This is a genomic window from Microbacterium sp. UFMG61 (assembly GCF_015354505.1).
Classification (GTDB): Bacteria; Actinomycetota; Actinomycetes; order Actinomycetales; family Microbacteriaceae; genus Microbacterium.
Window position 1 is genome coordinate 310,970 of record NZ_JACAFP010000001.1, and the last position, 26,300, is coordinate 337,269.

Here is a 26,300-nt window from a genome sequence, read left to right on the forward strand (position 1 = left end):
GCGTCCGTGCTGAATCGTGAACGAGCAGGTCGGGCGAACCGCGGCTCACTCGACCCAGTCGCCGGTCTCCAGGAAGTGGTCGAGCCGAGCGCGGTGGGGGGCGAGATCCCAGCCTTGCTCGGCGACCCAGTCGGCGTTGAAGTACGTGCCGGCGTAGCGGATGCCGCTGTCGCAGATCAGCGTGACGATGCTGCCGGTCTCGCCGGCGGCGCGCATGCGTGCGATCAGTTGGAAGACGCCGTACAGGTTGGTGCCGGTAGATCCTCCGGCCCAGTGCAGCGTGCGCTCGCGCAGCATCCGGATCGCGGCGATCGACCCGGCGTCGGGCACGCGGATCATCTCGTCGATGACGGTCGGCACGAACGAGGCCTCGACGCGGGGTCGGCCGATGCCCTCGATGCGGCTGGGGCGGCCGGCGGGCGGATCGACGGTTCCGGCCCATCCGTCGAAGAACGCCGAGCCCTCGGGATCGACGACCGCGATCTGCGTCTCATGGCGGCGGTACTTCACGTACCGGCCGAACGTCGCGCTCGTGCCGCCGGTGCCTGCGCCCACGACGATCCACCGGGGGATCGGATGCCGCTCCTGCGACAGCTGGCTGAACACGCTCTCGGCGATGTTGTTGTTGCCGCGCCAGTCGGTCGCCCGCTCGGCGAACGTGAACTGGTCGAGATAGTGACCGTGGCACTCCGACGCCAGACGTTGCGCCTCGGGAGACATGTCTTCGGCGCGGTCGACGAAGTGACAGCGGCCGCCGTAGAACTCGATGAGGTCGATCTTCTCCTGGCTCGTCGACCGCGGCACGACCGTGACGAAGGGCAGCCCCAGCATCCGTGCGAAGTACGCCTCGGAGACGGCGGTCGATCCGCTCGACGACTCGACGAGCGTCGAGTGCTCGGTGATGCGGCCGTTCACGAGTCCGTAGAGGATCAGCGAGCGCGCGAGGCGATGCTTGAGCGAACCGGTGGGGTGCACGGACTCGTCTTTGAGGTACAGATCGATGCCCCACTCGGGTGGCAACGGGAAGAGGTGCAGGTGCGTGTCTGCGCTGCGGTTCGCGTCGGCTTCCAGCAGGGCGATCGCAGTGCTGGTCCAGTCGCTCATGCTTCGAGCGTAACGCGCCGCTACTTGGCGGTGTATCCGCCCTCGCCCGTCTCTCCGTCGTAGGTGAAGACCCGGTCTTCGAGGGTGATCTCGATGTCGTCGCCGAGGGGCTGCTGCGCGAGCAGCCGCTCTTCGAGCATGGTCATGCGCTGCTCGTACTCGTCGGCGGTCGCGGCGTCCACGCCCCAGATCGTCGCGACCTTCATATCCGTGAGGAAGTAGAGGAACGCGCTGACCGCGGTGCGATTGAACTCGGTGTCGGGGATGCTCTGCCACAGCTCGCCGGAATCGCGGAGCCGTTTGTACTCGTCGATCTTCTGCTCGAGCCGATCGGCGATGGCCGCCCCGGCCTCGGGATCGGCCGGTGCATCGGATGAGCCGTCGTCGGGCACGGCGCTCGGCTCGGACGGTTGCCCGCCCTCGGGGGCGACGGAGGTCGGACTCGGCACCGCGATCGGCGTCGCCGGGGATGACCCCAGAATCAGGCTGACCGCCACGGCGACGCCGATCACGACGAGCACGGCCATCGCGCCGACGATGCTGAGCACCACGGCCAGATTGCGGCCGCCGGATCGCGGGGGAGGGGGCGCGGAGGACGAGAGCGGATAGGCGCCAGCGGCAGAGGGAGCGGGCTGAGGATAGGCGGGCGGCGGATATGCGGGCTGGGCGTATCCGGGCGGCGGATATGCGGGCTGGGCGTAGGGCGCGGATTGCGGGTGGCCGGGCTGCGGATGCTGCGCCGGAGCGCTCGAGTACGGCGGAGCGCTCGAGTACGGCGGAGCGCTCGAGTACGGCGGGACCGTTCCCGGATGGCTGCCCAGCGCGGGAGCGCCGGTCGGCGATGCTCCGGACCCCGGCGGCCCCGGCCACTGTGGAAGTGGGGGCCCGGCCGGTGCGCCGAGCGGCGGCGCGAGCGGAACAGCGGGCGGAACCGGTGCCGACGAGCCGGCGGGAGCCGGAGGAACGACGAGCTCGGGCTGCGCGACGGGCTCGGGCTGCGCGACGGGCTCGGGCTGCGCGATCGGCTCGGGCTGTGCTGCAGCATCCTGCGCTCCAGCATCCTGTCCTGACGCATCCCGCTCGTTCGTCATCGACGCTCTCCCCCCCGGTGCGCGGCGCCGCGTGCGCCTTCGAGAAAGGTTAGTCGGCCCCGCCGACAGCGGAAACTCGAGTCGATGCCGCCTGGCGCAGCCACTGCTCGACGCCCGCGATGTGTGCGGTCGTGAGCGAGGTGGCGAGGGCAGGATCGTGGCGGGCAATCGCGTCGGCGATGCCGCGGTGCTCGGCGAGCGTGCGCTCGGTGGCGCCGCCCTCGGTGAGGCCGCGCCACACGCGTGCCCGGACCGTCTGGCTGCTGAGGTGCTCGATCAGGCTCGCGAGGTACGCGTTGCCCGACATCGCGGCGATCTCGCGGTGGAAGCGGATGTCGTGCTCGACAATCTCCTCGACGGTCGAGGTCGCGTCGACGGACGAGACCTCATGGACCAGCGCGGCGATCGCGTCAACGGTGCCGAGGGTCGCCGCCAGGCCGGTGGCCTGCGACTCGAGCATGCGCCTGACCGCGAAGATCTCGAGCATCGAATCGTCGTCGTGCATGTCGACCACGAACGAGATCGCTTCGAGCAGCAGGTGCGGTTCGAGGCTCGTGACGTACGTGCCGTCGCCGCGCCGCACATCGAGCACGCGGATGACCTCGAGCGCCTTCACGGCCTCGCGCATCGAGCTGCGAGAGAGGCCGAGTCGTTCGGCGAGCTCCTTCTCGGGCGGGAGCCGGTCGCCGGGCGACAGCTCGCCCGAGACGATCATCGCCTTGATCTTCGCGATCGCCTCATCGGTCACTGCCACTCGGACATCCTAGCGATTGATCCGATGTCTGCGGCAGGATGGGGGCATGCGCGTACTCGATTCGCACCTGCACCTCTGGTCGCCCGACACTCTGACGTACACCTGGCTCAAGGGCCCGCTCGCCTGGGAGTTCGCGGCGCTCGAGATCGCGCACTCCCGGGTCGACCGGGCCACGATCGAGAAGGCGGTGTTCGTGCAGGCCGAGACGATCGAGGACGACTTCCTCGCCGAGGTGCGGTGGGTCGCCGCTCAGGCCCGGGAAGCGGGCGTCGCCGCGATCGTCGCCGGTGCGCGGCTCGACCGCGGCACCGACACCACGGCGCATCTCGAAGGGCTCGCGGCCGAACCGCTCGTCGTCGGGGTGCGGCACAATCTGCAGGGCGAACCCGACGGACTCGCGGTTTCGGCGGCATTCGTGACCGGAGCACGAGAAGTCGCCGCCCGGGGCTGGACCTTCGACGCCTGTGTACGCGCTCCGCAGCTGCCCGAGATCGCACGTCTCGCCGGTGCCGTGCCCGAGCTGCGGATGGTGCTCGATCACCTCGGCAAGCCCACCGTCGGCACGGCGGATGCCCCGGCGACGCCCACGATGGAGTGGGTGCGCGACCTCGACGACCTGGCGCGGCATCCGCAGGTCTCCTGCAAACTGTCCGGGCTGCCCGGCGAGGCCGCGGGGGATTGGTCGCCTGCCCAGCTCGAGCCGTTCCTCGATGCGGCGGCCGATGCGTTCGGGGCAGAGCGGCTGATGTGGGGGAGTGACTGGCCCGTGTCGGTCATCGGTCCCGCCGAGCCGGGCGACCCGCATGCCCCCGAAGACGGGTCGCCGACCTACCAGCCGACGGCCCGGAGTCGATGGGCGGATGCCGTGATCGCCTGGGCCGAGAAGCGCGGCCACGATCTCGATGCGATCTTCTGGGCGAATGCCGAGGAGTTCTATCGCGTCGGTCAGTGGTCGACGCATGCGGATGCTCGGGACGAGCGGCCCCGCCGCGGCATCCGGGCCTGGTTGCGCGGCGGACGAGCGTAGCGCCGGCGTTCGCGTCGCCCCCGCTGCGTCAGCTGCCGACCGGACGCAGACGCAGCTGCGCCATGCCGCCGTCGACCTCGATGAACGTTCCCGTCGTCGATCCCGCGGCCGGTGACACCAGGTAGGCGACGGCGGCGGCGACCTCGTCGGGCGAGACCAGGCGGCCGTGCGGCTGGCGGGCCTCGAGGGCGGCGCGCTCGGCGATCGGGTCCGCTGCCGAGTCGAGCAGGCGCCCGACCCAGGGAGTGTCGGCGGTGCCGGGGTTCACGGCGTTCACACGGATGCCGTCGCGCAGGTGGTCGGCAGCCATGGCGCGCGTCAGGGCCGAGACCGCTCCCTTCGACGCGCTGTACAGAGCGCGCTGCGGCAGCCCGGTCGTCGAGGCGATGGATGCCGTGTTGCAGACCGCTGCGCTCGGCGACTTCTTGAGCCAGGGCAGCGCCGCCGAGGTGACGCGCGCGATGCCGGTGACGTTGATCGAGAGCACTCGGGCCCACTCGTCGTCGTCGTTCGCGCTGATGTCGCCCTGCGCGCCGATGCCGGCGTTGTTGACCACAATGTCGATGCGGCCGAACTTCTCGGCGACGGCGGCGACGGCGGCATCCACCGACGCGCGGTCCGAGACGTCGGCCGTGAACGCGGCGAAGGCGGCATCCGCACCGGACGTGTCGCGGTCGAGCACCGCGATCCGCGCGCCGTCGGCATGCAGACGGGCGGCGATGGCCTCCCCGATCCCGGATGCTCCGCCGGTGACGATCGCGACGAGTCCGTCGAGTGCGCTGCTCACTTCTCTGCCTCCCATGCCACGAACTCCTGGCGCTGATGCCCGAGTCCCTCGATCTCGATCTCCACCACATCGCCCGCGGTCAGGTACGGGAACCTGCCGCCGAACGCGACGCCCTGCGGGGTGCCGGTGAGGATCAGGTCGCCCGGCTCGAGCGTGACGTACTGCGACAGGTGGTGCACGATCACACGGACGTCGAAGATCATGTCGTTCGTGTTCGAGTCCTGACGGGGCTCGCGGTTGACCCAGCTGCGCAGCCGCAGATCGTCGACGTCGACCTCGTCGGGGGTGACCAGCCACGGGCCGGTGGGGTTGAAGCCGGGTGCGATCTTGCCCTTCGACCACTGTCCGCCCGAGACCTCCATCTGGAAGGCGCGCTCCGAGACGTCGTTCGCCACCACATAGCCGGCGATGTGCGCGTCCGCATCCTCCGGCGAGTCGAGGTAGGCCGCGCGGGCGCCGATGACGATGCCGAGCTCGACCTCCCAGTCGGTCTTCTCGCTGCCGCGGGGGATCGTGACCGCGTCGTTCGGGCCGACGACGGTGTTCGGCGTCTTCAAGAACATGATCGGCACGGTGGGCGGCTCGGCGCCCGATTCGCGCGCATGGGCGGCGTAGTTCTGGCCGATGCAGATGACGGCGCTCGGGCGGGCGATCGGCGCTCCGATGCGCATTGCGGCGGCATCCGCGAGTTCGGGCAGAATGCCCGAGGCGATCGCCTCGGCGACGCGAGAGCGGAAGTCGCCGGCGAGGAAGTCGCCGTTGACATCGGATGTCAGTGCGCGCAGGTCGAGGTGGCGGTCGCCCTCGATGACGACGGGGATCTCGGCGCCGGCGGGGCCCAGACGTGCGAACTTCATTGTCTCTCCTGATCTCCCGGGAAGACTCCCGATTCGACGGCGCCGATCTGGCGTGCCTCGTTGACAGTATAGACATCGGATGTTTACACTCCAAGGGATTTGCACGAATCCCCAGCCCGTGCACGAGAGGACCCCGTGAGCCACATCGTCGCCCTCGACACGACCGACATCCGCTTTCCCACGTCGCTGAGCCTCGACGGGTCGGATGCCATGAACCCCGACCCCGACTACTCGGCGGCGTATGTCATCGTCCGCACCGACGCCGGGGACGGCATCGACGGTCATGCCTTCGTGTTCACGATCGGTCGGGGCAACGATGTGCAGGTCGCCGCGATCGACGCGCTCGCCGGGCACCTGGTCGGCCGCGAGATCGAACCGCTGCTCGACGACATGGGCACGACCTTCCGCGACATCATCGGCGACTCGCAGCTGCGCTGGCTCGGCCCGGAGAAGGGCGTCATGCACATGGCGATCGGCGCGGTCATCAACGCGCTGTGGGACATCAAGGCCAAGCGGGCCGGTCTGCCGCTCTGGCAGCTGCTGGCACGGATGACGCCGGAGGAGCTCGTCGGCCTCGTCGACTTCCGCTACCTGACCAACGCTCTGACACCCGAGGACGCGCTCGAGATCCTGCGCGCCGCGGAACCCGGCCGCGCCGAGCGCGAGCGCGAGCTGCTCGCCACCGGCTATCCCGGATACACGACGAGCCCCGGCTGGCTGGGCTACTCCGACGAGAAGCTCGAGAGGCTCGCCCGTGAGGCGATGGCCGACGGCTTCACGCAGATCAAGCTGAAGGTCGGCGCCGACCTCGACGACGACATCCGCCGCTTCCGCAAGGCCCGCGAGGTCTGCGGGCCCGACTTCCCGATCGCGATCGACGCGAACCAGCGCTGGGAGGTGTCGGAGGCGATCGAGTGGGTGAACGCGCTCGCCGAGTTCCACCCCGCCTGGATCGAAGAGCCCACGAGCCCGGACGACGTGCTCGGTCACGCCGAGATCGCCAGAGGAGTGGCGCCCATCCGCGTCGCCACCGGCGAGCACGCCCAGAACCGCGTGATCTTCAAGCAGCTCCTGCAGGCTGAAGCCATCTCTGTCATGCAGATCGACGCCGTGCGCGTCGCGGGTGTCAACGAGAACATCGCCAACCTGCTGCTGGCGGCGAAGTTCGGCGTGCCGGTCTGCCCGCATGCCGGTGGTGTCGGTCTGTGCGAGGCCGTGCAGCACCTGTCGATGTTCGACTTCGTCGCCGTCACCGGCACGCGCGAGGGCCGGATGATCGAGTTCGTCGACCACCTGCACGAGCACTTCGTGATCCCGACCGACATCCAGGGCGGCTCGTACATGGCGCCCTCCGCGCCCGGCTCGGGCATGGAGATGAAGGCCGAGAGCATCGCCGCCTACACGTGGACGGGTCAGCATGTCGGCGCCTGAACCGCTGACGGTTCCGACCCTCGGATACGGCGCCGCGAACCTCGGCAACCTCTTCCGCGCGCTGACCGACGACCAGGCGTGGGCCGTGCTCGACGCCGCGTGGGAGAGCGGCATCCGCTTCTTCGACACCGCACCGCACTACGGTCTCGGACTCTCGGAGCGCCGCCTCGGCGCGTTCCTGCAGACCAAGCCGCGCAAGGACTACGTGCTCTCGACCAAGGTCGGGCGACTGCTGCGACCGAACCCCGACCACGACGGCGGGCTCGACACCGCCAACGACTTCCATGTGCCCGACGACCTGCGGCGCGTGTGGGACTTCTCGGCCGACGGCATCCGCGCGAGCCTCGCCGAATCGCGCGAGCGGCTCGGCATCGAGCGCATCGACCTGCTCTACCTGCACGACCCCGAGCGACACGATCTCGACCTGGCGCTCGCCGAGGCGCTGCCGGCGCTCGAGCGGCTGCGGGCAGACGGAGAGGTGGCCGCGATCGGCATCGGATCGATGGTGTCGGATGCTCTCGCCGCGGCCGTGCGCTCGGCCGACCTCGACCTGATCATGGTCGCCGGCCGCTACACGCTGCTCGAGCAGCCGGCCGCCGCCGAGGTGCTGCCCGCCTGCCGTGCGAAGGGCACCGGGATCGTCGCGGCATCCGTCTTCAACTCCGGCCTGCTGGCCTCGAACGAGCCGCGCCGTGACGGACGCTACGAGTACGGACGGCTGCCCGACGCACTCTGGGACCGACTCGTGCGCATCGCCCGCGTGTGCGCCGAGCACGACGTGTCGCTGCCGGCGGCAGCGCTGCAGTTCCCCCTGCAGTCCGACGTCGTCCGCTCGGTCGTCGTGGGCGGCAGCCGCCCCGAGCAGCTGCGGCAGAACGCGGAATGGGCGAGCGCCACGGTGCCCGCCGAACTGTGGGACGCGCTCGCCGCAGAGGGACTCATCCCCGCGTGATCCGCTGACACGACCTCATTCACCGACGAAGGAGAAGACACCCATGTTCACGAGCGACACCGTCCGCCCCGCACACTACGAACGCTTCGAGCGGGAGGTGCCGCAGTGGTACCGGGATGCGAAGCTCGGCATCTTCGTGCACTGGGGGCCGTACTCGGTTCCGGCGTGGGCCGAGCCGATCGGCCCGCTCGGCACCTTCGATTCCGCGCACTGGTTCGCGCACAACCCCTACGCCGAGTGGTACTACAACACGATCCGCATCGAGGGCAGCCCTGCGCACCGGCACCAGCAGGAGGTCTACGGCGGAGCCGACTACGACGACTTCATCGATCAGTGGAAGGCAGAGCGCTTCGATGCCGGTGCCGTGATGGACCTCGTCGCCCGCACAGGCGCGCGATACTTCGTGCCGACGAGCAAGCATCACGACGGCGTCGCGCTGTGGGATGCTCCGGGTACGGGCGACCGCAACACGGTGGCGCGCGGCCCGAAGCGCGACCTCATCGGAGAGTTCCGCGACGCGGCCGACGAGCGCGGCATCCGCTTCGGGGTCTACTACTCCGGGGGCCTCGACTGGTGGTTCGGACAGAACCCGGTGATCGCCGACGAGATCGACGCGAACAACCGGCCTGTCGACAAGGCCTACGCCGACTACGCCTACGACCACGCGGTCGACCTGATCGACAGGTACCGCCCCGCGGTGCTGTGGGGTGACATCGAGTGGCCCGATGCGGGCAAGCCCGAGGGGGACAAGAGTCTCGTCGAGCTCTTCGACCGCCTGTACGCGACGGTTCCGGATGCGGTGGTCAACGACCGCTTCGGCGAGACGCACTGGGACTTCCGCACCAGCGAGTACGAGCAGGGGAGGGATGCCGAGAGCGGCGTCTGGGAGAACTGCCGCGGCGTCGGATTCTCGTTCGGGCACAACCGACTCGAAGACGAGACGAACTCGCTCGACGGGGCCGGGGCGATCCGCCACTTCGTGGACGTCGTCTCGCGCGGAGGCAACCTGCTGCTCAACATCGGCCTCACGGCCGCGGGCGAGGTCACCGATCTGCAGCGGAGGACGCTCGAGGAGCTCGGTGCGCGGAACGACGTGCACGGCGATGCGATCTTCGCGTCTGAGACTCTGGATGCCGCGATCGCGCGCGCCGCGGATGAGCCCTGGGTGCGCTGGACGCGCACCGACGGCCGAGCGCACGCGTTCATCGACGCCCCGGCGGGCAGCGTCGTGACGCTCGACGTCGACGCAGATCGACTCGATGCCGCGAGCGGGCGCTCGGATGCGGCATCCGTCGCCGGAGACTCGGGAGCGCCGGTCGTGACCGTGGGAGAGTCGGCGATCGCCGGGCCCGTGCGGGTCACGTTCGACCTGCGGTAGGTCGGACTCAGGTGCTGAGAACGCGCTCGAGGTGTGCACGGCCCCGGCGGATCGCCGCGGCCGTGACGGCATCCGATCCCGGGTATTCCGCGTGCCCGGCCGGCAGCACCTCGAGGTCGAGCGCCTCGACGGCGTTCGCCACCGCGAACTGTCCCTGCGGGGGCACATACGGATCCCACAGTGCGACCTCGACGCGCACGGGCACCTGCGCGAGCGTCATGGCGCTCGACGCGTCGAACCAGCGCAGCAGCTCGCGGGCTTCGGGGTGAGCGGCGACGTGCGCGCGCACTGCCGCGCCGCTGCCGAAGCAGTGCACCGCCAGCCGCTCGTCGTACTGGCCGAAGCTCGGCACGATCAGGTTTCCGCCGATGTAGCGGTCGTCCCAGGGGAGGGCGAGTGAGCCGATACCGCCGCCGAAGCTCTCGCCCACGTAGTAGAGAGGCACATCGCCGTTCAGCGCGACGAGCGCGTCGGCCGCGAGCCACAGATCGCGAGCGCACAGCCCCAGCGAGTACCGTTCGGGGTCGTCGATGCCTGCGAGCACGTGCTCGGCAGTCAGCTCGGGGGCGCCCACGCCGGCATTGAGCGTCGGCAGGCCTCGCGCGACCGGGAAGATCGCGGCCGCATCGTCGGGCACACGGGCGAGATCGACCGCGTCACGCCCTCCGTACCCGTGGCTGTGCACGACGCCGACGCGCGCGGCGGCTGCGACGGGGTCGACGACCCAGGCACGCAGGCGCGTGCCGTCGATCCCCGAGTACTCGATCACCGAGACGCGCCTGCCCGCTGCGGAATCGACCGACAGGACCACCGGCGCGGCATCCACCTGCCGCGCCTCGTCGCGCCACCGCATCCAGCGCTCCGCGAAGCCCTCGGGCGGAGCGATCGGTGCGATCGAGCGCAGCGTGTCGAGCGTGTGACCGTAGCTGGCGTCGAAGGCGGCAGCGGGGAACCAGGTGTCGTAGGGAGCGGGGAGGGTCATGCGTGAGTGTCGTTCCGGGCGCGCCGCGATCGGTAGGCGGCGACCGCGTTGCGGTTGGTGCAGGTCGTCGAGCAGTAGCGCTTCGAGCGGTTGCGCGAGAGATCGAGCGCGAGGGCGTGGCAGGTGTCGTCGGCGCAGATCGAGATCCGCGATCCCTCGTCGGCGCGGATGACGTCGATCAGTGCCATGGCGGTCTCGATCTGCACGCGCTCCGCGAGCGGGCGCTCGTCGGCGACGGCGTGCAGATGCCAGTCGACTCCGTCATGGCGGACGAGGCGCGGGGAGAGGGTGCTCTCGGCGAGCGCCGCGTTGACGTGCTCCGCCATCTCGTCACGGGGCGCGAGCAGCATGGAGCGCAGGCGGGAGCGGATGCCGCGCAGCGCCGCCAGCTCGGCATCGTCGCGATCGATGCGACCGGAGTACGGGAACTCGGCGAGGAATGCCGCGTGATCGGCGGGTGTCTCGAGGGTCTCGGGTTCTTCGGCGGAGTTCACCAACCAGACGGCGGCGCGCAGCGCCTCTTCGGTGTCATCGGCGAAGATCATATTGACACCTTACTACTCGCGCGAGTAGCGTCACCTGTCATGAGCACTATTGCCAATGACGCGTCGGCGCGGGAGGTGCGTCTCGGGCTGCCGCTGGCGATCGGCGCGGCCTTCGCCTTCGGGATGTCGGGCGCCTGGGCGCGGGGGCTCATCGATGCGGGGTGGACGCCGGGTGCCGCCGTCACGGTGCGTGTCTGGGTCGCGGCGCTCGTGCTGCTCGTGCCGACGATCCTGTCGTTGCGTGGCCGATGGGGAATGCTCAGAAAGAACGCCGGCATGGTCGCCGCCTACGGACTGCTCGCCGTGACAGCGACGCAGCTCTGCTACTTCCAGGCCGTCGCCGTGATGGACGTCGGCCTCGCGCTGCTCATCGAGTACACCGCCCCGATCGCCGTCGTCCTGTGGCTCTGGCTCCGCCGGGGTGAACGGCCGACTCGACGCAGCGTGATCGGTGCGGCCATCGCGTTCGTCGGCCTCGTGCTGATGCTCGACATCATCACCGGCGCCGAGGTCAACGTCGCCGGCATCCTCTGGGCGCTCGCCGCGATGGTGGGTGCGGCGACGTACTTCCTGCTCTCGGCCAAGGCCGACACCGGGCTGCCGCCGATCGCGCTGGCCGGGGGAGGGCTGCTGCTCGGCGCGGTGGCGTTGACGGTCGCCGGCCTCGTCGGCATCCTGCCCATCGCCTGGACGACCGACGACATCGCCTACCGCTTCGGAACCGTTCCGTGGTTCGTGCCGGTGCTCGCGATCGGCCTGATCGCGACGGCTCTCGCATATGTGCTCGGCATCGCGTCGACACGGATGCTGGGCTCGCGCCTGGCATCCTTCATCGCGCTGTCCGAAGTCGTCGCCGCGCTGCTCTTCGGCTGGTTGCTGCTCGGGCAGCTCCCCGACCTGCTGCAGGCCGTCGGTGCGGCGCTCGTGCTGGTCGGTGTCGTCGTCGTGAAGCTCGGCGAGCCGCGTCCGGCCGAGTTCGTCGAGCCTGTCCCGGATGCTGTGGAGCTGCCGCGGCGGTAGCGCGGCGTCCCGTCGTCCGTGCGGGGTCGATCTCGTGTGCGGGTCGCCCATGCGGGGTCGATCTCGTGTGCGGGTCGCCCATGCGGGGTCGATCTCGTGTGCGGGTCAGTAACGCATCCCTGGGTGCCGTTTCGGATGCACTTTTGACCCCGCACGGGCCGCGCGCCGACTGGCGGATGCGTTTTTGGCCCCGCTCGGGCCCGCATCTGTGAGTGGTCAATTGAGCATCCCTGAGCGCCGTTGGGGATGCGTTTTTGACCCCGCATGGATGCGCGGATGCACTTTTGACCCCGCATTGCAGCGAGCGAGCGAGCGAGCGGGCGAGCGGGACACGTGACTCGCTCGATGACTTATGTATACGCGATGACGGTGGAAACCGGCGCAAGGCCCTTGAATGCGCATTTTTGTATACACTGAGGGCATGAGCTCCGTCGCCGACCGCATCACAGCGAGCGATCGAGCCCACGCGGCGCTGCTGGACGAGATCCAGTCGGGCGTGCTCCCCGCCGGCTTCGTGCTCGGCGAGGTCGAGCAGGCCGCCCGCCTCGGCATCAGCCGCACCCCGTTGCGCGAGGCCCTGCGGCGCCTGGCCGCCGACGGCCTGGTCGTGCAGCAATCCCCTCGGGTCACCGTGGTCGCCGACCTGGATGCCGACGACATCCGCGCGCTGTTCGAGATCCGCCGCGCGCTCGAAGAGACCTCCGCCCGTCTCGCCGCCCAGCGCGGAGACGCCTCCCTCTTCGCCGCGCTCGCCGACGAGTTCACCCACGTCGACCTCGCCGCCGTCGAGGGGCGTGATGCCTACTACGCCCTCATCGCCCGCTTCGACGCGGCTCTCGACAGGGCCGTCGACAACGACTACATCGCCTCGGCGCTGCGCACCGTGCGCACCCACCTCGTGCGGGTGCGCCGCATGGCCCGCGACAAGCCCGACCGCCTCGCCGCCTCCGCCGCCGAGCATCGCACGATCGCGGCAGCGCTGGCCGACCGAGACGGCGACCTCGCCGCCCACGCCACGCACGTGCATCTGCACAACGCGCTCGCCGGCATCCTCGACTCCCTGTCAGCCAACCCCGAAGGTGTGAAATGACCGTCACCCACCACGTCCGCGTGCACCGCAGCGACGAGAACCTCGCTCGAGAAGACCAGCTCGCCTGGAAGATCGCCGAGGTCGCCGCAGACCCGGTCGAGGTCGAGCAGGACGTCGTCGACATGATCATCAACCGCATCATCGACAACGCGTCGGTCGCCGCGGCATCCCTCACCCGCGGCCCCATCAACGCGGCCCGCGCGCAGGCGTTCAGCCACCCCGTCTCGACCGGCGGCATCGGCGCCACGGTCTTCGGCGCGGCTCTCGACCACCGCACGAGCCCCGAGTGGGCGGCGTGGGCCAACGGCGTCGCCGTGCGCGAGCTCGACTACCACGACACGTTCCTCGCGGCCGAGTACTCGCACCCGGGCGACAACATCCCGCCGATCCTCGCGGTCGCCCAGCACGTGCAGGCCGACGGCCGCGCGCTGCTTCGAGGCATCGCCACCGGCTACGAGATCCAGATGGACCTCGTGCGCGCGATCTGCCTGCACAAGCACAAGATCGACCACGTCGCCCACCTCGGCCCGTCGGCCGCCGCCGGCATCGGCACCCTGCTCGGCCTCGATGTCGAGACGATCTACCAGGCCGTCGGCCAGGGGCTGCACACCACCACCGCTACACGCCAGAGCCGCAAGGGCGAGATCTCGACCTGGAAGGCGCATGCCCCGGCGTTCGCCGGCAAGCTCGCGGTCGAGGCCGTCGATCGCGCGATGCGCGGGCAGACCAGCCCCGCCCCGATCTATGAAGGTGAAGACGGCGTGATCGCCTGGATGCTCGACGGCAAGGACGCCGCGTACGAGGTGCCGCTTCCCGCCGCGGGGGAGGCGAAGCGCGCGATCCTCGACTCGTACACGAAGGAGCACTCGGCCGAGTACCAGGCGCAGGCGTGGATCGACCTCGCCCGCAAGCTCGGCACCGAGAACCCGGCGCTCCGCGACCCCGCGAACATCGAGTCCATCGTGCTGCACACCAGTCACCACACCCACTACGTGATCGGCTCGGGCGCGAACGACCCGCAGAAGTACGACCCCACCGCATCGCGCGAGACGCTCGACCACTCGATCCCGTACATCTTCGCGGTGGCGCTGCAGGACGGCGGGTGGCACCACGTCGACTCGTACACGCCCGAGCGTGCGGGCCGCGCAGACACCGTCGCTCTGTGGCACAAGATCACCACGGACGAGGATGCCGAGTGGACGCGCCGCTACCACTCTGAGGACCCCGACGTGAAGGCGTTCGGCGGTCGCGTCGAGTTCCGCCTGACCGACGGCACGACCGTGACCGACGAGATCGCCGTCGCCGACGCGCATCCGCTCGGCGCCCGTCCGTTCGCGCGCGAGAACTACATCGCGAAGTTCCGCCTGCTGGCCGAGCCCGTGCTGGAGTCGGCCGAGATCGAGCGCTTCCTCGAGCTCGTGCAGCGTCTGCCCGAGCTCACGGCCGCCGAGGTCGGCGAGCTGTCGATCATCGCGAAGCCGGGTCTGCTCGAGGGCGCGGATGCCCCGAAGGGTCTGTTCTGATGCTCTACTCCCATGTCACCCCGGCCGAGAAGCGCCGCCTGTTCCGTGAGCGACTCGCGAGCGGCGAGCTGCTGCGCTTCCCCGGCGCCTTCAACCCGCTGAGCGCCCGCCTGATCGAGCAGAAGGGCTTCGACGGGGTCTACATCTCGGGCGCGGTGCTGTCTGCCGATCTCGGCGTGCCCGACATCGGGCTCACCACGCTGACCGAGGTCGCCGGGCGCGCGAAGCAGATCGCGCGCATGACCGAGATCCCCGCGATCGTCGACGCCGACACGGGATTCGGTGAGCCGTTGAACGTCGCCCGCACGATCCAGGAACTCGAAGACGCCGGCCTCGCCGGCACGCACATCGAGGACCAGATCAACCCGAAGCGCTGCGGTCACCTCGACGGCAAGAGCGTGGTCGACGAGCGCACGGCGATCCGTCGCATCCGCGCCGCTGCCGACGCCCGCCGCGACCCGAACTTCCTCATCATGGCGCGCACCGATATCCGCGCGGTCGAGGGGCTGGACTCGGCGATAGATCGCGCCAAGGCGCTGGTGGATGCCGGAGCCGATGCCGTCTTCCCCGAGGCGATGCGCACGCTCGCCGAGTTCGAGGCGATGGCAGAGGCGCTCGACGTGCCGATCCTCGCCAACATGACCGAGTTCGGCAAGAGCGACCTCTTCTCGGTCGACCAGCTGCGCGATGCCGGAGTGAACATGGTCATCTGGCCCGTGTCGCTGCTGCGCATCGCGATGGGCGCGGCGGACCGTGCGCTCGATACGCTGAACGAGGAGGGGCACCTCACCTCGAAGCTCGGTGAGATGCAGCACCGTGCCGATCTCTACGACCTGATCGACTACGAGTCCTACAAGGAGTTCGACTCGGGCGTCGCAGGCTTCACGGTAGACAGAGCGCGTCCCTGAGCGCAGCGAAGGGAATCACGCCGGTTGCTGAGCGAGGAGCGCAGCGACGAGTCGAAGTACACGAAGGAGTGAGCATGACCGAGCCGGACATCAAGAAGGGCCTCGCGGGCGTCGTCGTCGACACGACGGCGATCTCGAAAGTCAACCCCGAGACGAACAGCCTGCTGTACCGCGGGTATCCGGTGCAGGAGCTGGCGGCGACCCAGTCGTTCGAAGCGGTCGCGTACCTGCTGTGGCACGGAGAGCTGCCGACGTTCGAAGAGCTCGCCGCCTTCCGCGCCAAGGAGCGCCCTCACCGCGCGCTGAGCGACAGCGTCAAGGCGGCGATCGACCTGATCCCGCTCGAGGCGCACCCGATGGACGAGGTGCGCACGGCCGTGAGTCTGATCGGCGCCTCCGACACGAACGCCGGCGGATCGGTGCTGGATGCCGGGGGCAGCCCCGAGGAGAACCTCGAGCGCAGCATCCGTCTGTTCGCCGCTCTGCCGGCGATCGTCGCCTACGGCCAGCGCCGCCGTCGCGGCGAGCAGCCGATCGAACCGCGCGACGACCTCGACTACTCGGCGAACTTCCTCTGGATGACGTTCGGCGAAGAGGCCGACCCGGTGGTCGTCGACGCGTTCAACCGCTCGATGATCCTGTATGCCGAGCACTCGTTCAACGCCTCGACCTTCACGGCCCGCGTGATCACCTCGACCCTCAGCGACCTGTACTCGGCCGTCGTCGGAGCGATCGGCGCGCTCAAGGGCCCGCTGCACGGCGGTGCCAACGAGGCCGTGCTGCACATCTTCGACGAGATCGGCGAGGCGTCCAACGTCGTGCCGTGGCTCGATAAGGCGCTGGCTGAGAAGCGCAAGATCATGGGCTTCGGCCACCGCGTGTACAAGAGCGGCGACTCGCGTGTGCCCACCATGAAGGCCGCGCTCGACACGCTCGTCGAGCACTACGACCGCGCCGAGGTGGCCGCGCTGTACGACGCTCTCGAGGCGGAGTTCGTCGCGCGCAAGGGCATCTACCCGAACCTCGACTACCCGTCGGGTCCGGCGTACAACCTGATCGGCTTCGACACGCTGACCTTCACGCCGCTGTTCGTGGCGGCGCGGGTGACGGGGTGGACGGCGCACGTGATCGAGCAGGCCGGCGCCAACGCGCTGATCCGTCCGCTGTCGTTCTACGACGGCGTCGACGAGCGTCACGTCGAGGGCTAGCCTCCCCGCCGTTCGAATCGCTCACTTTGCAGAAAACCTCGGGCGGAATCTGCCAAGTGAGCGATTCGAACGTGTGGGCGGGGTCAGCTCGACCGGGGGAGGCTGCCGAGCTCGGTACCCGTGGCGTCCATGATCACGAGCACATCGCCGTCGAGGGCGACCGCGCGCACGCCGCGCATCCAGTCGTCGACACCGGGGCAGGCCTTCAGGGTCGAGGCGAAGCGGGCGAGGTCGACGCGGTCGCCGTTCACCGAATAGGTCGTGGTGACGCCGTTGCAGCCGTCGCTGCCGGTGACCGTGCCGTCGGCGGCGAACTCGAGGTGCGGCTGGCCTGCGGCGTCCTCTCCCCACAGTCCGACGAGCTTCTCGACGACGGCCGCCTCTTCGCTGTTCGGCTCGGGGGTCGAGGTCGGGGCCTCGCCAGGAGTGCTGGTCGCACAGGCCGTGCCCAGCAGGGCGAAGGCCCCCAGCATCGCGAGGCCGACGAGGTTTCGTGCTCTGCGGTGGGTGCTCATGCTGGTCATGGTAACCGGATCGGCCGCCAGAATACTGAGTTCTCAGCGGATTCGACGGTGTGGAGACGCGGCCGTCGGGTCGCGGTGCCTCGCGCGTATACCCCGCAGACGAGTGCCAGGTCAAATGGCAAAATTCTGGTAAACAATTCTCCCATTCTGTGGATTTACTGGGTACTCTGCTTGAGATCCCTGTTCGTCCCGACGGGCAGGATCCTGCTTGTCGGGGGGCCAGCGTCGCAGTTCACGCCTCCACCGGGAGGCGGCCGGTTCTGTGCTCCGTGCGCGTGCCGGAACTGAAACTGACTGACGATCCGTGACCAGCAAGGACATACATCACATGAAGCACAGAGTGACAGGTCGACGCCCTCTGGCGTTGACCGCCGCCACCGCGCTCGCCCTGTCGGGCCTGCTCGTGGCAGGCCCGGCATACGCCGAGGATGGCGCAGAGCCGACTCCGACTCCCTCTCCGACCGCGACGTCGGAGAACGAGGCCCCGGCCACGGACGCACCCGTCGACGATGCTCCGCCGGCCGACCTCGTCAAGGTGGCCGACACGGCCGCCGAGCACGGCGTCGAGTTCGTGGCCAGCGGCATGAACGCCGAGGGCCAGAAGATCACGGTCGTCTCCGAAGAGGGCGCGACCGATGATGCGGCCATCAAGGCCTTCGCCGCAGAGGCCGACATCCCGGCGGCCACCGTCGTGACGCTCGGAAGCACCCCGAAGGCGTTCGCCGAGGGCGACGTCGTCGGTGGACAGGGATACCTGAGCGTCAGCCAGGACGACCTCCTCTACAACTGCTCCGTCGGATTCGCCGCGTGGAGCCCCGAGCGTGAGCCGGCGCTGCTCAGCGCCGGGCACTGCGCGCTCGATGACAACAACCTCAAGATGGCCGGAACCCTCTGGAGCGTGCCGAGCGAGCAGCCCGCAGCCGGCGGCGACGACGAGCTGCCCGCGACGCCCGAGGTCCTCGGCACCTTCGGGTTCGCGCAGTTCGGCAGCACGAACAACGCTCCGGGTGCGGACGGCGACACGAACGCCACCGACATCTCGGTGATCGATGTCGCAGCGGGCACCAACCCGCTGCCGCTCGTCACCGACTGGACCACGGCCACCGAAGCCTACGACTCGCTCGCAGAAAGCGGAGTCGCGGTCAAGGCCGTCGGTGCGGCCGTTCCCGGGCCCGTGTCGAAGAGCGGTCGCACGACCGGCTTCACGACAGGTGCGATCGATGGCAACGACATCGTGGACGGTTGGTTGAAGATCGAGGACCGCTGGGTTCAGGGCTTCTCCAGCAACACGGTCGCCGGCCCCGGCGACTCGGGTGGAGCTGTCATCCAGGGCAACACCGCAGTCGGCCTCATCTCCGGTGGCGTCGAGGCTGGGCCAGGGCAGGAACAGTGGACCTGGTCGGCATCGCTCACCACGGCTCTCCCCAAGACCAACGGCTACGAGGTCGCTCTCGACCTCGACGCCCCGGTCGTGGACGGCCTGGCCAGCGGCGCTGAGGTCAACCCCGGTGCGACCATCACCGGAACCGCTCCCGGATCCGACACCGTGACCGTCACCGGTCTCGGCGCAGAGCAGACCGTCGACGTCGTCGACGGGAAGTTCTCGTTCATCGGACCCGTCGAGCTCGGTGCCGCAGAGATCACCATCACCGGTGTGAACGGCCTCAGCACCTCGCCGACCACCACGCTGAACCTGACGGTGGTTCCCGCTCCGCTCCTCGCACCGGTCATCACCTCGCCGGCAGACGGATCCACCGTGAACGAGCCCGTCACCGCGGCCTCGGGCACCGGACTCCCGACCGCCGAGATCGCGGTCAGCGACGCCGACGGCGAGACCCTCGGCACGGCCGTGGTCGCTGCTGACGGAAACTGGACCGTCGACGGACTGAAGCTCGGCTACAAGGCCGAGCACCAGATCGTCGTCACCCAGACCCGCATCATCGAGGGCGAGCCCGAGACCTCGCCTCAGGCGACCTCGACCTTCGCGGTCATCCCCGCGTCGCCCGTCGTGACCTCGGTCGCCAACGGCGCAGAGTTCCCGCACGACGGTGGACCCTCGGTGCTCTCGGGCACCGGCATCAGCGGCGCGAAGGTCACCGTGACCCTCACCGGCGCCGAGCCGGCACCGGCGGCCACGACGGCAGCACTCGCGGCATCCTTCGCCGCAGCCAGCGGCACGTTCACGACCACGGTCGAGAGCGGCTCGTGGGCTGTCGACTTCGGCGCGGCCCTGCAGCCCGGCACGTACACCGTGTCGGTGACGCAGGCCCTGGCCGGCGTCGCCTCGGCTCCGACCGACGTGGCGTTCTCGGTCCTCGCGGCCCCGGCCCCGGCCCCGGCCCCGGGCGGCGGTGGAGCTGCTCCGGCTCCCGGTGGTGACGGCGATCTCGCCGTGACCGGTGGCGACGTGATCGTCCCGCTCACCGCAGCGGCGATCGCTCTCGCACTGCTGTCGGGTGGATTCCTGCTCCTCGCTCGCCGTCGCCAGACGATCGAGAGCTGATCACCTGATCTGATCTGATCGGAAGAAGCCCGGCATCGATGATGCCGGGCTTCTTCTGTGTAGGGTGATGACGCGGTGAGGCAGCATTTCTGCAACGTTGACATCGCACTGATCCAGGAGGCGCCATGGCGGTGACGCTGCACGACGTCGCCCGCCTCGCGAGCGTCTCGATCAAGACGGTGTCGAACGTCATCAACGACTATCCGCACATCCGTCCGGCGACGCGCGAGAAGGTCGAGGCGGCGATCGCGGAGCTCGGCTATACCCCCAACCTCACCGCCCGCAATCTCCGTTCCGGACGCACGGGTGCGATCGCCCTCGCACTGCCCGACCTCGGACTGCCGTACTTCGCCGAGCTCGCCGCGCTCGTGATCCAGGAGGCGGAGGCGGCGGGAGTCGTGGTCCTCGTCGAGCAGACCGGCGCGGATCGCACTCGCGAGCTCGATCTGCTGCGCAGCCCCCGACTCAAGCTCACCGATGGCCTGATCTTCAGCCCGCTGGGCATGGGTCAGCAGGATGCCGCGGCGCTCGACGTGTCGTTTCCGCTGGTGCTTCTCGGCGAGCGCATCTTCGACGGTCCCGCCGATCACGTCACCATGCGCAACGTCGAGGCGGCGCGCGCCGCGACCGAGCACCTGCTCGCACAGGGGAGGCGTCGCATCGCTGTCGTGGGCGCGCACGAGGGCGAGGTCCTCGGCTCTGCAGCTCTGCGTCTGCAGGGCTATCGTGCGGCGCTCGAGGCCGCGGGCATCGGCTACGACGAGACGATCATCGGCTACACGACCCTGTGGCATCGGGCGAACGGCGCTGATTCCATGCGCGAACTGCTCGCACGAGGCGGCGAGTTCGATGCGGTGTTCGGGCTCAACGACACCCTCGCGCTCGGTGCGATGCGGGTGCTGCAGGAGTCGGGACGCCGAGTGCCGGATGACGTCGCGGTGGTCGGCTTCGACGGGTTGGACGAGGCCGCCTACTCGATCCCGTCGCTCACGACGGTGGATCCGGGTCGCGCGTGGATCGCGAAGACGGCCGTGTCCACGCTGCTGGAGCGCATCGCGGGGGCGGTCGAGGTCCCCGCCAGGACGCTGCTGGCTGACTACAGCATCCTCGAGCGGGAATCCGCCCCTTCGGCCTGATCCGTCTTCCCGAGGCCCTGTCGGACGACGTCGAAATGGCGATTGACAGTTCCTCCGAATGGAGTCACAATACATTTACAACGTTTACTACAACGTTGTAAATTGTGGGATCGCTTGAGCGATGCAGCCGAGCGACGACAACGCAGTCATCTCCCGAGAGGAATCACAGCACAATGAAGTCACGGATCCTGGCCGTCGCCGGCGTCATCGCCCTCGCCTCGGCAGCACTCACCGGATGCTCGACCGGCGCCGCCGCAGGCGGTGACGGCGACACCCTCACCTTCATGTTCCGCGGCAGCGACGCGGAGAAGGCGGCGTACACCGCAGCGATCGAGCAGTTCGAGAAGGACAACGACGTCACGGTGAAGATCATCATGACGACGGCCGACGAGTACAGCACCAAGCTCAAGGCGGCGATCACCGGCAAGCAGATCCCCGACGTCTTCTACGTCGATCCGGGCAGCGTGCAGGCGTACGTGAAGTCCGGGATCATCAAGGACATCACGGAGGAGGTCGAGGCTTCCGTCGATCTCGACGACGTCTGGCAGTACGGCGTCGACAGCTACCGCTTCGACGGCGCTCTCATGGGTCAGGGCCCGATCTACGCGATGCCCAAGGACGTGGGTCCCTTCTCGTTCGGCTACAACAGGACGATGTTCGAGGCCGCGGGCATCCCGCTGCCCTCGGTCGACGAGCCCTACACGTGGGACGAGTTCATCGACGTCGCCAAGAAGCTCACGCTCGACACCGACGGCGACGGCGTCCTCGATCAGTGGGGCACCGGCCTCAACGTGCAGTGGAACCTGCAGTCCTTCGTCTGGTCGAACGGCGGCGACTGGCTGAACGACGACCGCACCGAGGTCACCGTCGACAGCCCCGAGTTCGCCGAGGCCCTGCAGTTCTTCGCAGACATGCAGAACGTCGCGCAGGTGACCCCGTCGGTCACCGACGCGCAGACCCTCGACACCTACCAGCGATGGATGCAGGGCGAGATCGGGTTCTTCCCGGTCGGGCCGTGGGACGTGCCCACCTACGAGACGCTGGACTTCGACTGGGATCTGATCCCGTACCCGGTCGGCTCGACCGGCGAGACCTCCACGTGGATCGGCACACTCGGCATCGCGGTCGCGGAGTCGTCGAAGAATGCCGACCTCGCGACGAAGCTCGCGATCTACCTCTCCACGGATGAGACCGCGCAGCAGTCCCTCGTCGACGCCGGGGTCCAGGTGCCCAACCTGAAGGACATGGCCGACACGTGGGTGGCTTCTGCGACGCTGCCTCCCGCCAACAAGCAGGAGTTCCTCGACATCGTCAACGAGGACGGTCGCGCCCTGCCCGCGAACACGACCTACAGCGCCGAGTGGTACGACGAGCTCTTCAAGAACATCCAGCCCGTGCTCGACGGCAAGCAGACCGCCGCCGACTACCTCTCCGAGGTGCAGCCGCGCATGCAGGAGCTCCTCGACAAGGCCAACGCCGACGCCGGCATCGGCTGATCATCGTGCGGGGCCGTGCGTGTGCGCGGCCCCGCAGCCACCCCGCAGCCCCATCCGCCCCGTTCTCTGAGAAGAGGTGACCATGTCGACGACGATGACATCCCGTCGCTCCCGACTGCACCGCCGTGAACATCTCGTCGCGGCCGCGTTCGTCGCGATCCCCGTGCTCGGCTTCCTGATCTTCATCGCGTACCCGCTGCTGTTCTCGTTCTACGCCTCGTTCACCAAATGGAACGGTCTGAGCGACCCGGTCTTCAACGGGCTCGACAACTACGTCGAGATGTTCAACGACCCGTACTTCTGGCAGGCGATGGGCAACACCGTCTTCCTGATGATCGGCATCCCGATCGGACTCGTCCTGTCGCTGCTGCTCGCGCTCGCGCTCAATCGCAGTATGCGCGGCACGACGTTCTTCCGCACCGTCTACTACGTGCCGGTCATCTCGTCGCTCGCCGCCGTCGCGATCCTCTGGCAGTGGGCGTACAACGGCGACTTCGGTCTCATCAACCAGGTGCTCGCGATCGTCGGCATCGACGGGCCCAACTGGCTCCAGAACGCCGACACCGCGAAGCCCGCGATCATCATCATGTCGGTGTGGAAGGGCCTCGGCTTCTCGATGCTGCTGTACCTCGCCGCACTGCAGTCGGTGCCCAGGCATCTGTACGAGGCGGCGGCCATCGACGGCGCGAACGCGTTCCAGCAGTTCCGGCACATCACGATCCCGATGCTGAGTCCGGTGACGTTCTTCCTCGTCGTGACCAGCATCATCGGCGGCGCCCAGATCTTCATCGAGATCAACATCATGACCCCGACCGGCGGCCCCGAGTTCTCGACGGCATCCATCGTCTGGTACATCTGGCAGAAGGCATTCAACTACCTGCAGATGGGCTACGCCACCGCGATGTCGGTCGTGCTCGGGCTCCTGGTCTTCGTGATCACCGCGATCCAGTTCCGGATCAACCGCCGCTTCCAGTTCTCGATCGACTGAGGCCCATCATGAGTCAGCTCGTATCCGAGACCGCCGACGACACCGTCGCGGTCACCGTCCCCACCGCCCGCCGTCGCCGCACGCTTCGCGGAGGTGTGGGGCGTCCGACCGGCAACGGCGTGACGACGGGACGGTCGCGCACCGCCCGACGCCGCATCGTCGACGCCATCCTCCTCACCGTGCTGTCGCTCGGCGGTGTGATCATGATCGCGCCGCTGCTGTGGACCTTCAGCACCTCTCTCAAGACCAAGGAGGCCGTCTTCGCGCTGCCACCGCAGTGGATCCCCGATCCCGTGCAGTGGGAGAACTACATCCGAGTGTGGTCTGCCGGTCCGCTCGCGAGCGGCATCGTGAACAGCCTCATCGTGTCGGTGAGCGTCACGATCGTCGGCACCGTGAGCTCCGCGATCGCGGCGTTCGCATTCGCGAAGATGCGGCTGCCGTTCAAGAACGTCGTGTTCCTGTCGCTGCTCGCAGCGATCATGATCCCGTTCCCGACGATCATGATCCCGCAGTTCACGATGTTCGCGAACGCCGGACTCGTCGACACGCTGTGGCCACTCATCCTGCCCGGGATCTTCGGCAACATCGTCATGATCTTCTTCCTGCGCCAGTACCTCGACTCGGTGCCGGACTCGATCATCGAGGCGGCGAAGCTCGACGGCGCCGGGTACCTGCGCATCTTCGGGACGCTCATCTTCCCGGCGATCCGGCCGGCGATCGCCGCGCAGTTCATCCTCTGGTTCATGGCGGTGTGGAACGACTACCTCGCACCGATCATCTACCTGAACACCCCCGAACGTCAGACGCTGCAGCTCGTCATCGCCAGCTTCAACGCCACCTACGCCAGCCAGACCGACTATCCGCTGATCATGGCGGCGTCGTTCATCGCGCTGATCCCGGTGCTCACCGTGTTCGTGGTGTTCCAGAAGCAGATCATCGAATCCGTGGCGCTCACCGGAGCGAAGGGCTGACATGCACGCCGACATCGACATCGATATCGACACCTCGACCTGGGGCGCCACCCACGCGCACGATCCGACCGTCGTGCGCGGCGACGACGGGCTCTGGTACATGTTCTCGACGGATGCCGTGGCCGGCGCCGATCGGGTGCCGGCCGGAGCCCACGTGCGCACCTCGCCCGACCTGGTGGAGTGGACGTATCGGGGCACCGCGCTCGAGGGAGTGCCAGATCAGGCGCGGGAATGGAGCGGGGCCTCCGGACTGTGGGCTCCCGAGGTCGTGCGCTGGCCGACCGCTGACGGCGCCCGCCTCTGGCACATGTACTACTCCGCGTCGACCTTCGGGTCGCGCACCTCGGCCATCGGGTTGGCGACGGCGACCGATCTCGCGGGGCCCTGGGTCGACCGCGGCATCGTGATCTCCACGAGTCACGACCGCGACGGATACAACGCGATCGACGCCGCCGTCATCGTGGACAGGGCGGGCGCGCCCTGGATGCTCTACGGGTCGTTCTTCGGCGGCATCCATGCGGTCGAGCTGTCGCGCGAGACGGGTCTGCGTCTGCGCGACGAGCCCGGCGCGCTGATCGCCCGGAGGCCGCAGAGCGTCGACGGTGCGATCGAGGGCGCCTACGTGCTGCACCGAGATCAGGACGACCGCTACGTGCTGTTCGTCTCGTTCGACTCGCTGGTCGACACCTACAGCGTGCGCGTCGGAGTGGCAGACGAGATCACCGGTCCGTATCGGGACCACCAGGGGCGCGACCTGACCTCGCCGCCGGACGGCGAAGCACTCGTGACGGGCACGAAGATCCTCGGTGGGCTCCGATTCCCCGGCGGCATCGGCCTCATCGCACCGGGACACAACTCGATCTTCCGCGACGGCGACGCGACCTTCATGGTGCACCACGTGCGCTTCGCGGATGATCCGACGCGGCACGAGGCGCAGGTGCGGCGTGTGCACTGGACGGCATCCGGATGGCCCGTCGTGTCGCCGCATCCGTTCGCCGGAGTCGGCACCGAGCGGCTGACCGTGGCCGCGCCGGTCGCGGGGGAGTGGGATGCCGTGCGCTTCGCCCCCGAGACGTCCACGATGGTCGACTCCCGTCGCGTGCGCTGCGAGTCGGCGGTGTCGTGCGACGGCGACCCGGTGTCGACCTCGCTCACCCTGCGGGTGTCGGACCGTGCACACACCACGGATGCCGAGGACACGGATGCCGAGGACGTGGATGCCGAGGACGTGGTCCTCGAGGCCGTGGTGTTCGGCGCCCGGGATCCCGTCGCCGAGCGCACGGTGCTCGCCTTCAGCGGCATCGACGAGCACGGCGTCGTCTGGAGCGGTTCGCAGGCGGTGCGGTCGTGAGCGCCGACGCGCAGGTCGGGCTCGGCTGGACCGGCCGGATCATGCAGGCTCTGCAAGCGGTCTGCACGCTGGTGCTGGTGAACCTCCTCTTCGCGGCGGGAGTCGTGGTCGGACTCGGGGTGCTCGGGATCATGCCCGCGAGCGTGGCCGCGACGACCGTGCTGCTCCACGGCGCCGGTGACGACGATGGGGGAGCAGGAACCGTGCGTCGATTCGTCCGCGCCTATCGCGCATCGTTCGTCCGGGCGAACCTGACCGGAATCCCGTTCCTCATCGCCGCTGCGCTGCTCGCGGCAGACGCCGTCGTGCTGCCGAGGCTCGACGGCCCGCTGGCAGCCGTGCTGACGGTGCTGACCTCGGTCACGGCGCTCGCAGTGCTGCTGATGTGGATCGTGTGCGTCACGCTGCTCGTGCGCTACCGCGATGCCCCTCTCGCCGTGCTGCGCTACGCGTTGCCCCTGGTGTTCTCCACCCCGCTCACCGGTGTCGGCGTGCTCGTGGTGCTCGTCGCCTTCGCGGTGATCGCAGCCGTCTTCCCCGTCGTCATCTCGCTCGTCGGGGCCTCTCTTCCGCTCGCGCTCGTGGCGCACATGATCGATCGGCGCCTGCAGGCGATCGATGCTCGCCGACCCGACGACGCCGACAATCCGTACTGACCCCCACCGACCCCT

The 26,300-nt window shown here is 68.9% G+C and carries 24 protein-coding genes; 16 read left to right on the top strand and 8 right to left on the bottom strand.

The genetic code is table 11. The annotated features are described in order from the left end of the window. Positions 1-45: 45 nt before the first annotated feature. The 3 genes from IXW21_RS01555 to IXW21_RS01565 are packed head-to-tail and all read right to left on the bottom strand — an operon-like array spanning position 46 to position 2,949. Positions 46-1,104 (bottom strand): PLP-dependent cysteine synthase family protein, encoded by a 1,059-nt coding sequence (locus IXW21_RS01555; protein WP_194762486.1) that lies wholly within the window; start codon positions 1,102-1,104, stop codon positions 46-48. A gap of 20 nt (positions 1,105-1,124) precedes the next feature. Continuing rightward, positions 1,125-2,195 (bottom strand): hypothetical protein, encoded by a 1,071-nt coding sequence (locus IXW21_RS01560; RefSeq protein ID WP_194762487.1) that lies wholly within the window; start codon positions 2,193-2,195, stop codon positions 1,125-1,127. A 49-nt stretch (positions 2,196-2,244) separates the two neighbouring features. Next, positions 2,245-2,949 (bottom strand): FadR/GntR family transcriptional regulator, encoded by a 705-nt coding sequence (locus IXW21_RS01565; RefSeq protein WP_194762488.1) that lies wholly within the window; start codon positions 2,947-2,949, stop codon positions 2,245-2,247. A 46-nt stretch (positions 2,950-2,995) separates the two neighbouring features. On the opposite strand from IXW21_RS01565, the gene IXW21_RS01570 reads away from it, so the two are divergent. Continuing rightward, the gene (locus IXW21_RS01570; protein WP_194762489.1) at positions 2,996-3,976 is read left to right on the top strand and encodes an amidohydrolase family protein; all 981 of its coding nucleotides are present in this window, start codon (positions 2,996-2,998) and stop codon (positions 3,974-3,976) included. A 28-nt stretch (positions 3,977-4,004) separates the two neighbouring features. Here the strand turns inward: IXW21_RS01570 and IXW21_RS01575 are convergent, their stop codons facing one another. Both IXW21_RS01575 and IXW21_RS01580 read right to left on the bottom strand, forming a co-directional pair. Then, positions 4,005-4,778, bottom strand: a complete 774-nt coding sequence (locus tag IXW21_RS01575; RefSeq protein WP_194762490.1) for an SDR family NAD(P)-dependent oxidoreductase — start codon at positions 4,776-4,778, stop codon at positions 4,005-4,007. Continuing rightward, the gene (locus IXW21_RS01580) at positions 4,760-5,620 is read right to left on the bottom strand and encodes a fumarylacetoacetate hydrolase family protein (protein ID WP_194762491.1); all 861 of its coding nucleotides are present in this window, start codon (positions 5,618-5,620) and stop codon (positions 4,760-4,762) included. Before IXW21_RS01580 ends, IXW21_RS01575 begins: the two co-directional genes overlap by 19 nt. A gap of 135 nt (positions 5,621-5,755) precedes the next feature. Between IXW21_RS01580 and IXW21_RS01585 the strand changes: the two genes are divergently transcribed. From IXW21_RS01585 to IXW21_RS01595, 3 genes are read left to right on the top strand one after another with little or no spacing between them, the layout of a single operon-like run. Further along, positions 5,756-7,051, top strand: coding sequence for an L-fuconate dehydratase (locus IXW21_RS01585; RefSeq protein WP_194762492.1), 1,296 nt, complete (start codon positions 5,756-5,758; stop codon positions 7,049-7,051). Further along, a complete protein-coding gene (locus IXW21_RS01590) occupies positions 7,038-8,003 on the top strand; it encodes an aldo/keto reductase (protein ID WP_194762493.1) in 966 nt (321 codons plus the stop codon). Before IXW21_RS01585 ends, IXW21_RS01590 begins: the two co-directional genes overlap by 14 nt. A gap of 43 nt (positions 8,004-8,046) precedes the next feature. Then, positions 8,047-9,381 (top strand): alpha-L-fucosidase, encoded by a 1,335-nt coding sequence (locus IXW21_RS01595; protein ID WP_194762494.1) that lies wholly within the window; start codon positions 8,047-8,049, stop codon positions 9,379-9,381. A gap of 7 nt (positions 9,382-9,388) precedes the next feature. Here IXW21_RS01595 and IXW21_RS01600 read toward each other — a convergent pair whose 3' ends face one another. Further along, positions 9,389-10,363: an acetylxylan esterase gene (locus IXW21_RS01600; RefSeq protein WP_194762495.1), complete on the bottom strand. Its 975-nt coding sequence runs from the start codon at positions 10,361-10,363 to the stop codon at positions 9,389-9,391. After that, positions 10,360-10,908, bottom strand: coding sequence for a CGNR zinc finger domain-containing protein (locus IXW21_RS01605; protein ID WP_194762496.1), 549 nt, complete (start codon positions 10,906-10,908; stop codon positions 10,360-10,362). Before IXW21_RS01605 ends, IXW21_RS01600 begins: the two co-directional genes overlap by 4 nt. Before the next feature lie 39 nt (positions 10,909-10,947). On the opposite strand from IXW21_RS01605, the gene IXW21_RS01610 reads away from it, so the two are divergent. The 5 genes from IXW21_RS01610 to IXW21_RS01630 all read left to right on the top strand — a co-directional run bounded on the left by IXW21_RS01610 (position 10,948) and on the right by IXW21_RS01630 (position 16,657). Continuing rightward, positions 10,948-11,928 carry an EamA family transporter gene (locus IXW21_RS01610; protein WP_194762497.1) on the top strand — a complete coding sequence of 327 codons (981 nt, stop codon included), beginning with the start codon at positions 10,948-10,950 and terminating at the stop codon, positions 11,926-11,928. A gap of 421 nt (positions 11,929-12,349) precedes the next feature. Further along, entirely contained in the window at positions 12,350-13,018 is a 669-nt protein-coding gene (locus tag IXW21_RS01615; RefSeq protein ID WP_194762498.1) for a GntR family transcriptional regulator, read from the top strand. After that, on the top strand, positions 13,015-14,541 hold the full coding sequence (locus IXW21_RS01620; protein ID WP_194762499.1) for an MmgE/PrpD family protein: 1,527 nt from the start codon (positions 13,015-13,017) through the stop codon (positions 14,539-14,541). Before IXW21_RS01615 ends, IXW21_RS01620 begins: the two co-directional genes overlap by 4 nt. Beyond that, complete coding sequence (prpB, locus tag IXW21_RS01625) at positions 14,541-15,449, top strand: methylisocitrate lyase (protein WP_194762500.1); 909 nt, start codon at positions 14,541-14,543, stop codon at positions 15,447-15,449. Before IXW21_RS01620 ends, prpB begins: the two co-directional genes overlap by 1 nt. 74 nt (positions 15,450-15,523) lie before the next feature. After that, positions 15,524-16,657, top strand: coding sequence for a bifunctional 2-methylcitrate synthase/citrate synthase (locus IXW21_RS01630; protein WP_194762501.1), 1,134 nt, complete (start codon positions 15,524-15,526; stop codon positions 16,655-16,657). 83 nt (positions 16,658-16,740) lie between these two features. Here the strand turns inward: IXW21_RS01630 and IXW21_RS01635 are convergent, their stop codons facing one another. Further along, positions 16,741-17,172 carry an META domain-containing protein gene (locus IXW21_RS01635; RefSeq protein ID WP_194762502.1) on the bottom strand — a complete coding sequence of 144 codons (432 nt, stop codon included), beginning with the start codon at positions 17,170-17,172 and terminating at the stop codon, positions 16,741-16,743. Between the two features lie 349 nt (positions 17,173-17,521). On the opposite strand from IXW21_RS01635, the gene IXW21_RS01640 reads away from it, so the two are divergent. The 7 genes from IXW21_RS01640 (at position 17,522) to IXW21_RS01670 (ending at position 26,285) form a co-directional block, all read left to right on the top strand. Beyond that, the gene (locus tag IXW21_RS01640; protein ID WP_194762503.1) at positions 17,522-19,684 is read left to right on the top strand and encodes an Ig-like domain-containing protein; all 2,163 of its coding nucleotides are present in this window, start codon (positions 17,522-17,524) and stop codon (positions 19,682-19,684) included. Positions 19,685-19,809: 125 nt separating this feature from the next. Next, on the top strand, positions 19,810-20,820 hold the full coding sequence (locus IXW21_RS01645; RefSeq protein WP_194762504.1) for a LacI family DNA-binding transcriptional regulator: 1,011 nt from the start codon (positions 19,810-19,812) through the stop codon (positions 20,818-20,820). 173 nt (positions 20,821-20,993) lie between these two features. Continuing rightward, positions 20,994-22,316 (top strand): ABC transporter substrate-binding protein, encoded by a 1,323-nt coding sequence (locus IXW21_RS01650; RefSeq protein WP_194762505.1) that lies wholly within the window; start codon positions 20,994-20,996, stop codon positions 22,314-22,316. 82 nt (positions 22,317-22,398) lie between these two features. Further along, complete coding sequence (locus IXW21_RS01655) at positions 22,399-23,304, top strand: carbohydrate ABC transporter permease (RefSeq protein ID WP_228528037.1); 906 nt, start codon at positions 22,399-22,401, stop codon at positions 23,302-23,304. 8 nt (positions 23,305-23,312) lie between these two features. After that, complete coding sequence (locus tag IXW21_RS01660; protein ID WP_194762506.1) at positions 23,313-24,278, top strand: carbohydrate ABC transporter permease; 966 nt, start codon at positions 23,313-23,315, stop codon at positions 24,276-24,278. A gap of 1 nt (position 24,279) precedes the next feature. Further along, the gene (locus tag IXW21_RS01665; protein WP_194762507.1) at positions 24,280-25,629 is read left to right on the top strand and encodes an arabinan endo-1,5-alpha-L-arabinosidase; all 1,350 of its coding nucleotides are present in this window, start codon (positions 24,280-24,282) and stop codon (positions 25,627-25,629) included. After that, positions 25,626-26,285: a DUF624 domain-containing protein gene (locus tag IXW21_RS01670; protein ID WP_194762508.1), complete on the top strand. Its 660-nt coding sequence runs from the start codon at positions 25,626-25,628 to the stop codon at positions 26,283-26,285. The genes IXW21_RS01665 and IXW21_RS01670 overlap by 4 nt, the downstream gene beginning before the upstream one ends. The last annotated feature ends 15 nt before the right edge of the window (positions 26,286-26,300 follow it).

What these genes read in the sequence shown, in the direction of transcription:
- IXW21_RS01555 (WP_194762486.1), bottom strand. Translation starts at nt 1,104, where the DNA reads ATGAGCGACTGGACCAGCACTGCGATCGCCCTGCTGGAAGCCGACGCG.
- IXW21_RS01560 (WP_194762487.1), bottom strand. Translation starts at nt 2,195, where the DNA reads ATGACGAACGAGCGGGATGCGTCAGGACAGGATGCTGGAGCGCAGGAT.
- IXW21_RS01570 (WP_194762489.1), top strand. Translation starts at nt 2,996, where the DNA reads ATGCGCGTACTCGATTCGCACCTGCACCTCTGGTCGCCCGACACTCTG.
- IXW21_RS01575 (WP_194762490.1), bottom strand. Translation starts at nt 4,778, where the DNA reads ATGGGAGGCAGAGAAGTGAGCAGCGCACTCGACGGACTCGTCGCGATC.
- IXW21_RS01580 (WP_194762491.1), bottom strand. Translation starts at nt 5,620, where the DNA reads ATGAAGTTCGCACGTCTGGGCCCCGCCGGCGCCGAGATCCCCGTCGTC.
- IXW21_RS01590 (WP_194762493.1), top strand. Translation starts at nt 7,038, where the DNA reads ATGTCGGCGCCTGAACCGCTGACGGTTCCGACCCTCGGATACGGCGCC.
- IXW21_RS01595 (WP_194762494.1), top strand. Translation starts at nt 8,047, where the DNA reads ATGTTCACGAGCGACACCGTCCGCCCCGCACACTACGAACGCTTCGAG.
- IXW21_RS01600 (WP_194762495.1), bottom strand. Translation starts at nt 10,363, where the DNA reads ATGACCCTCCCCGCTCCCTACGACACCTGGTTCCCCGCTGCCGCCTTC.
- IXW21_RS01605 (WP_194762496.1), bottom strand. Translation starts at nt 10,908, where the DNA reads ATGATCTTCGCCGATGACACCGAAGAGGCGCTGCGCGCCGCCGTCTGG.
- IXW21_RS01610 (WP_194762497.1), top strand. Translation starts at nt 10,948, where the DNA reads ATGAGCACTATTGCCAATGACGCGTCGGCGCGGGAGGTGCGTCTCGGG.
- IXW21_RS01615 (WP_194762498.1), top strand. Translation starts at nt 12,350, where the DNA reads ATGAGCTCCGTCGCCGACCGCATCACAGCGAGCGATCGAGCCCACGCG.
- IXW21_RS01620 (WP_194762499.1), top strand. Translation starts at nt 13,015, where the DNA reads ATGACCGTCACCCACCACGTCCGCGTGCACCGCAGCGACGAGAACCTC.
- prpB (WP_194762500.1), top strand. Translation starts at nt 14,541, where the DNA reads ATGCTCTACTCCCATGTCACCCCGGCCGAGAAGCGCCGCCTGTTCCGT.
- IXW21_RS01630 (WP_194762501.1), top strand. Translation starts at nt 15,524, where the DNA reads ATGACCGAGCCGGACATCAAGAAGGGCCTCGCGGGCGTCGTCGTCGAC.
- IXW21_RS01635 (WP_194762502.1), bottom strand. Translation starts at nt 17,172, where the DNA reads ATGAGCACCCACCGCAGAGCACGAAACCTCGTCGGCCTCGCGATGCTG.
- IXW21_RS01645 (WP_194762504.1), top strand. Translation starts at nt 19,810, where the DNA reads ATGGCGGTGACGCTGCACGACGTCGCCCGCCTCGCGAGCGTCTCGATC.
- IXW21_RS01650 (WP_194762505.1), top strand. Translation starts at nt 20,994, where the DNA reads ATGAAGTCACGGATCCTGGCCGTCGCCGGCGTCATCGCCCTCGCCTCG.
- IXW21_RS01655 (WP_228528037.1), top strand. Translation starts at nt 22,399, where the DNA reads ATGTCGACGACGATGACATCCCGTCGCTCCCGACTGCACCGCCGTGAA.
- IXW21_RS01660 (WP_194762506.1), top strand. Translation starts at nt 23,313, where the DNA reads ATGAGTCAGCTCGTATCCGAGACCGCCGACGACACCGTCGCGGTCACC.
- IXW21_RS01665 (WP_194762507.1), top strand. Translation starts at nt 24,280, where the DNA reads ATGCACGCCGACATCGACATCGATATCGACACCTCGACCTGGGGCGCC.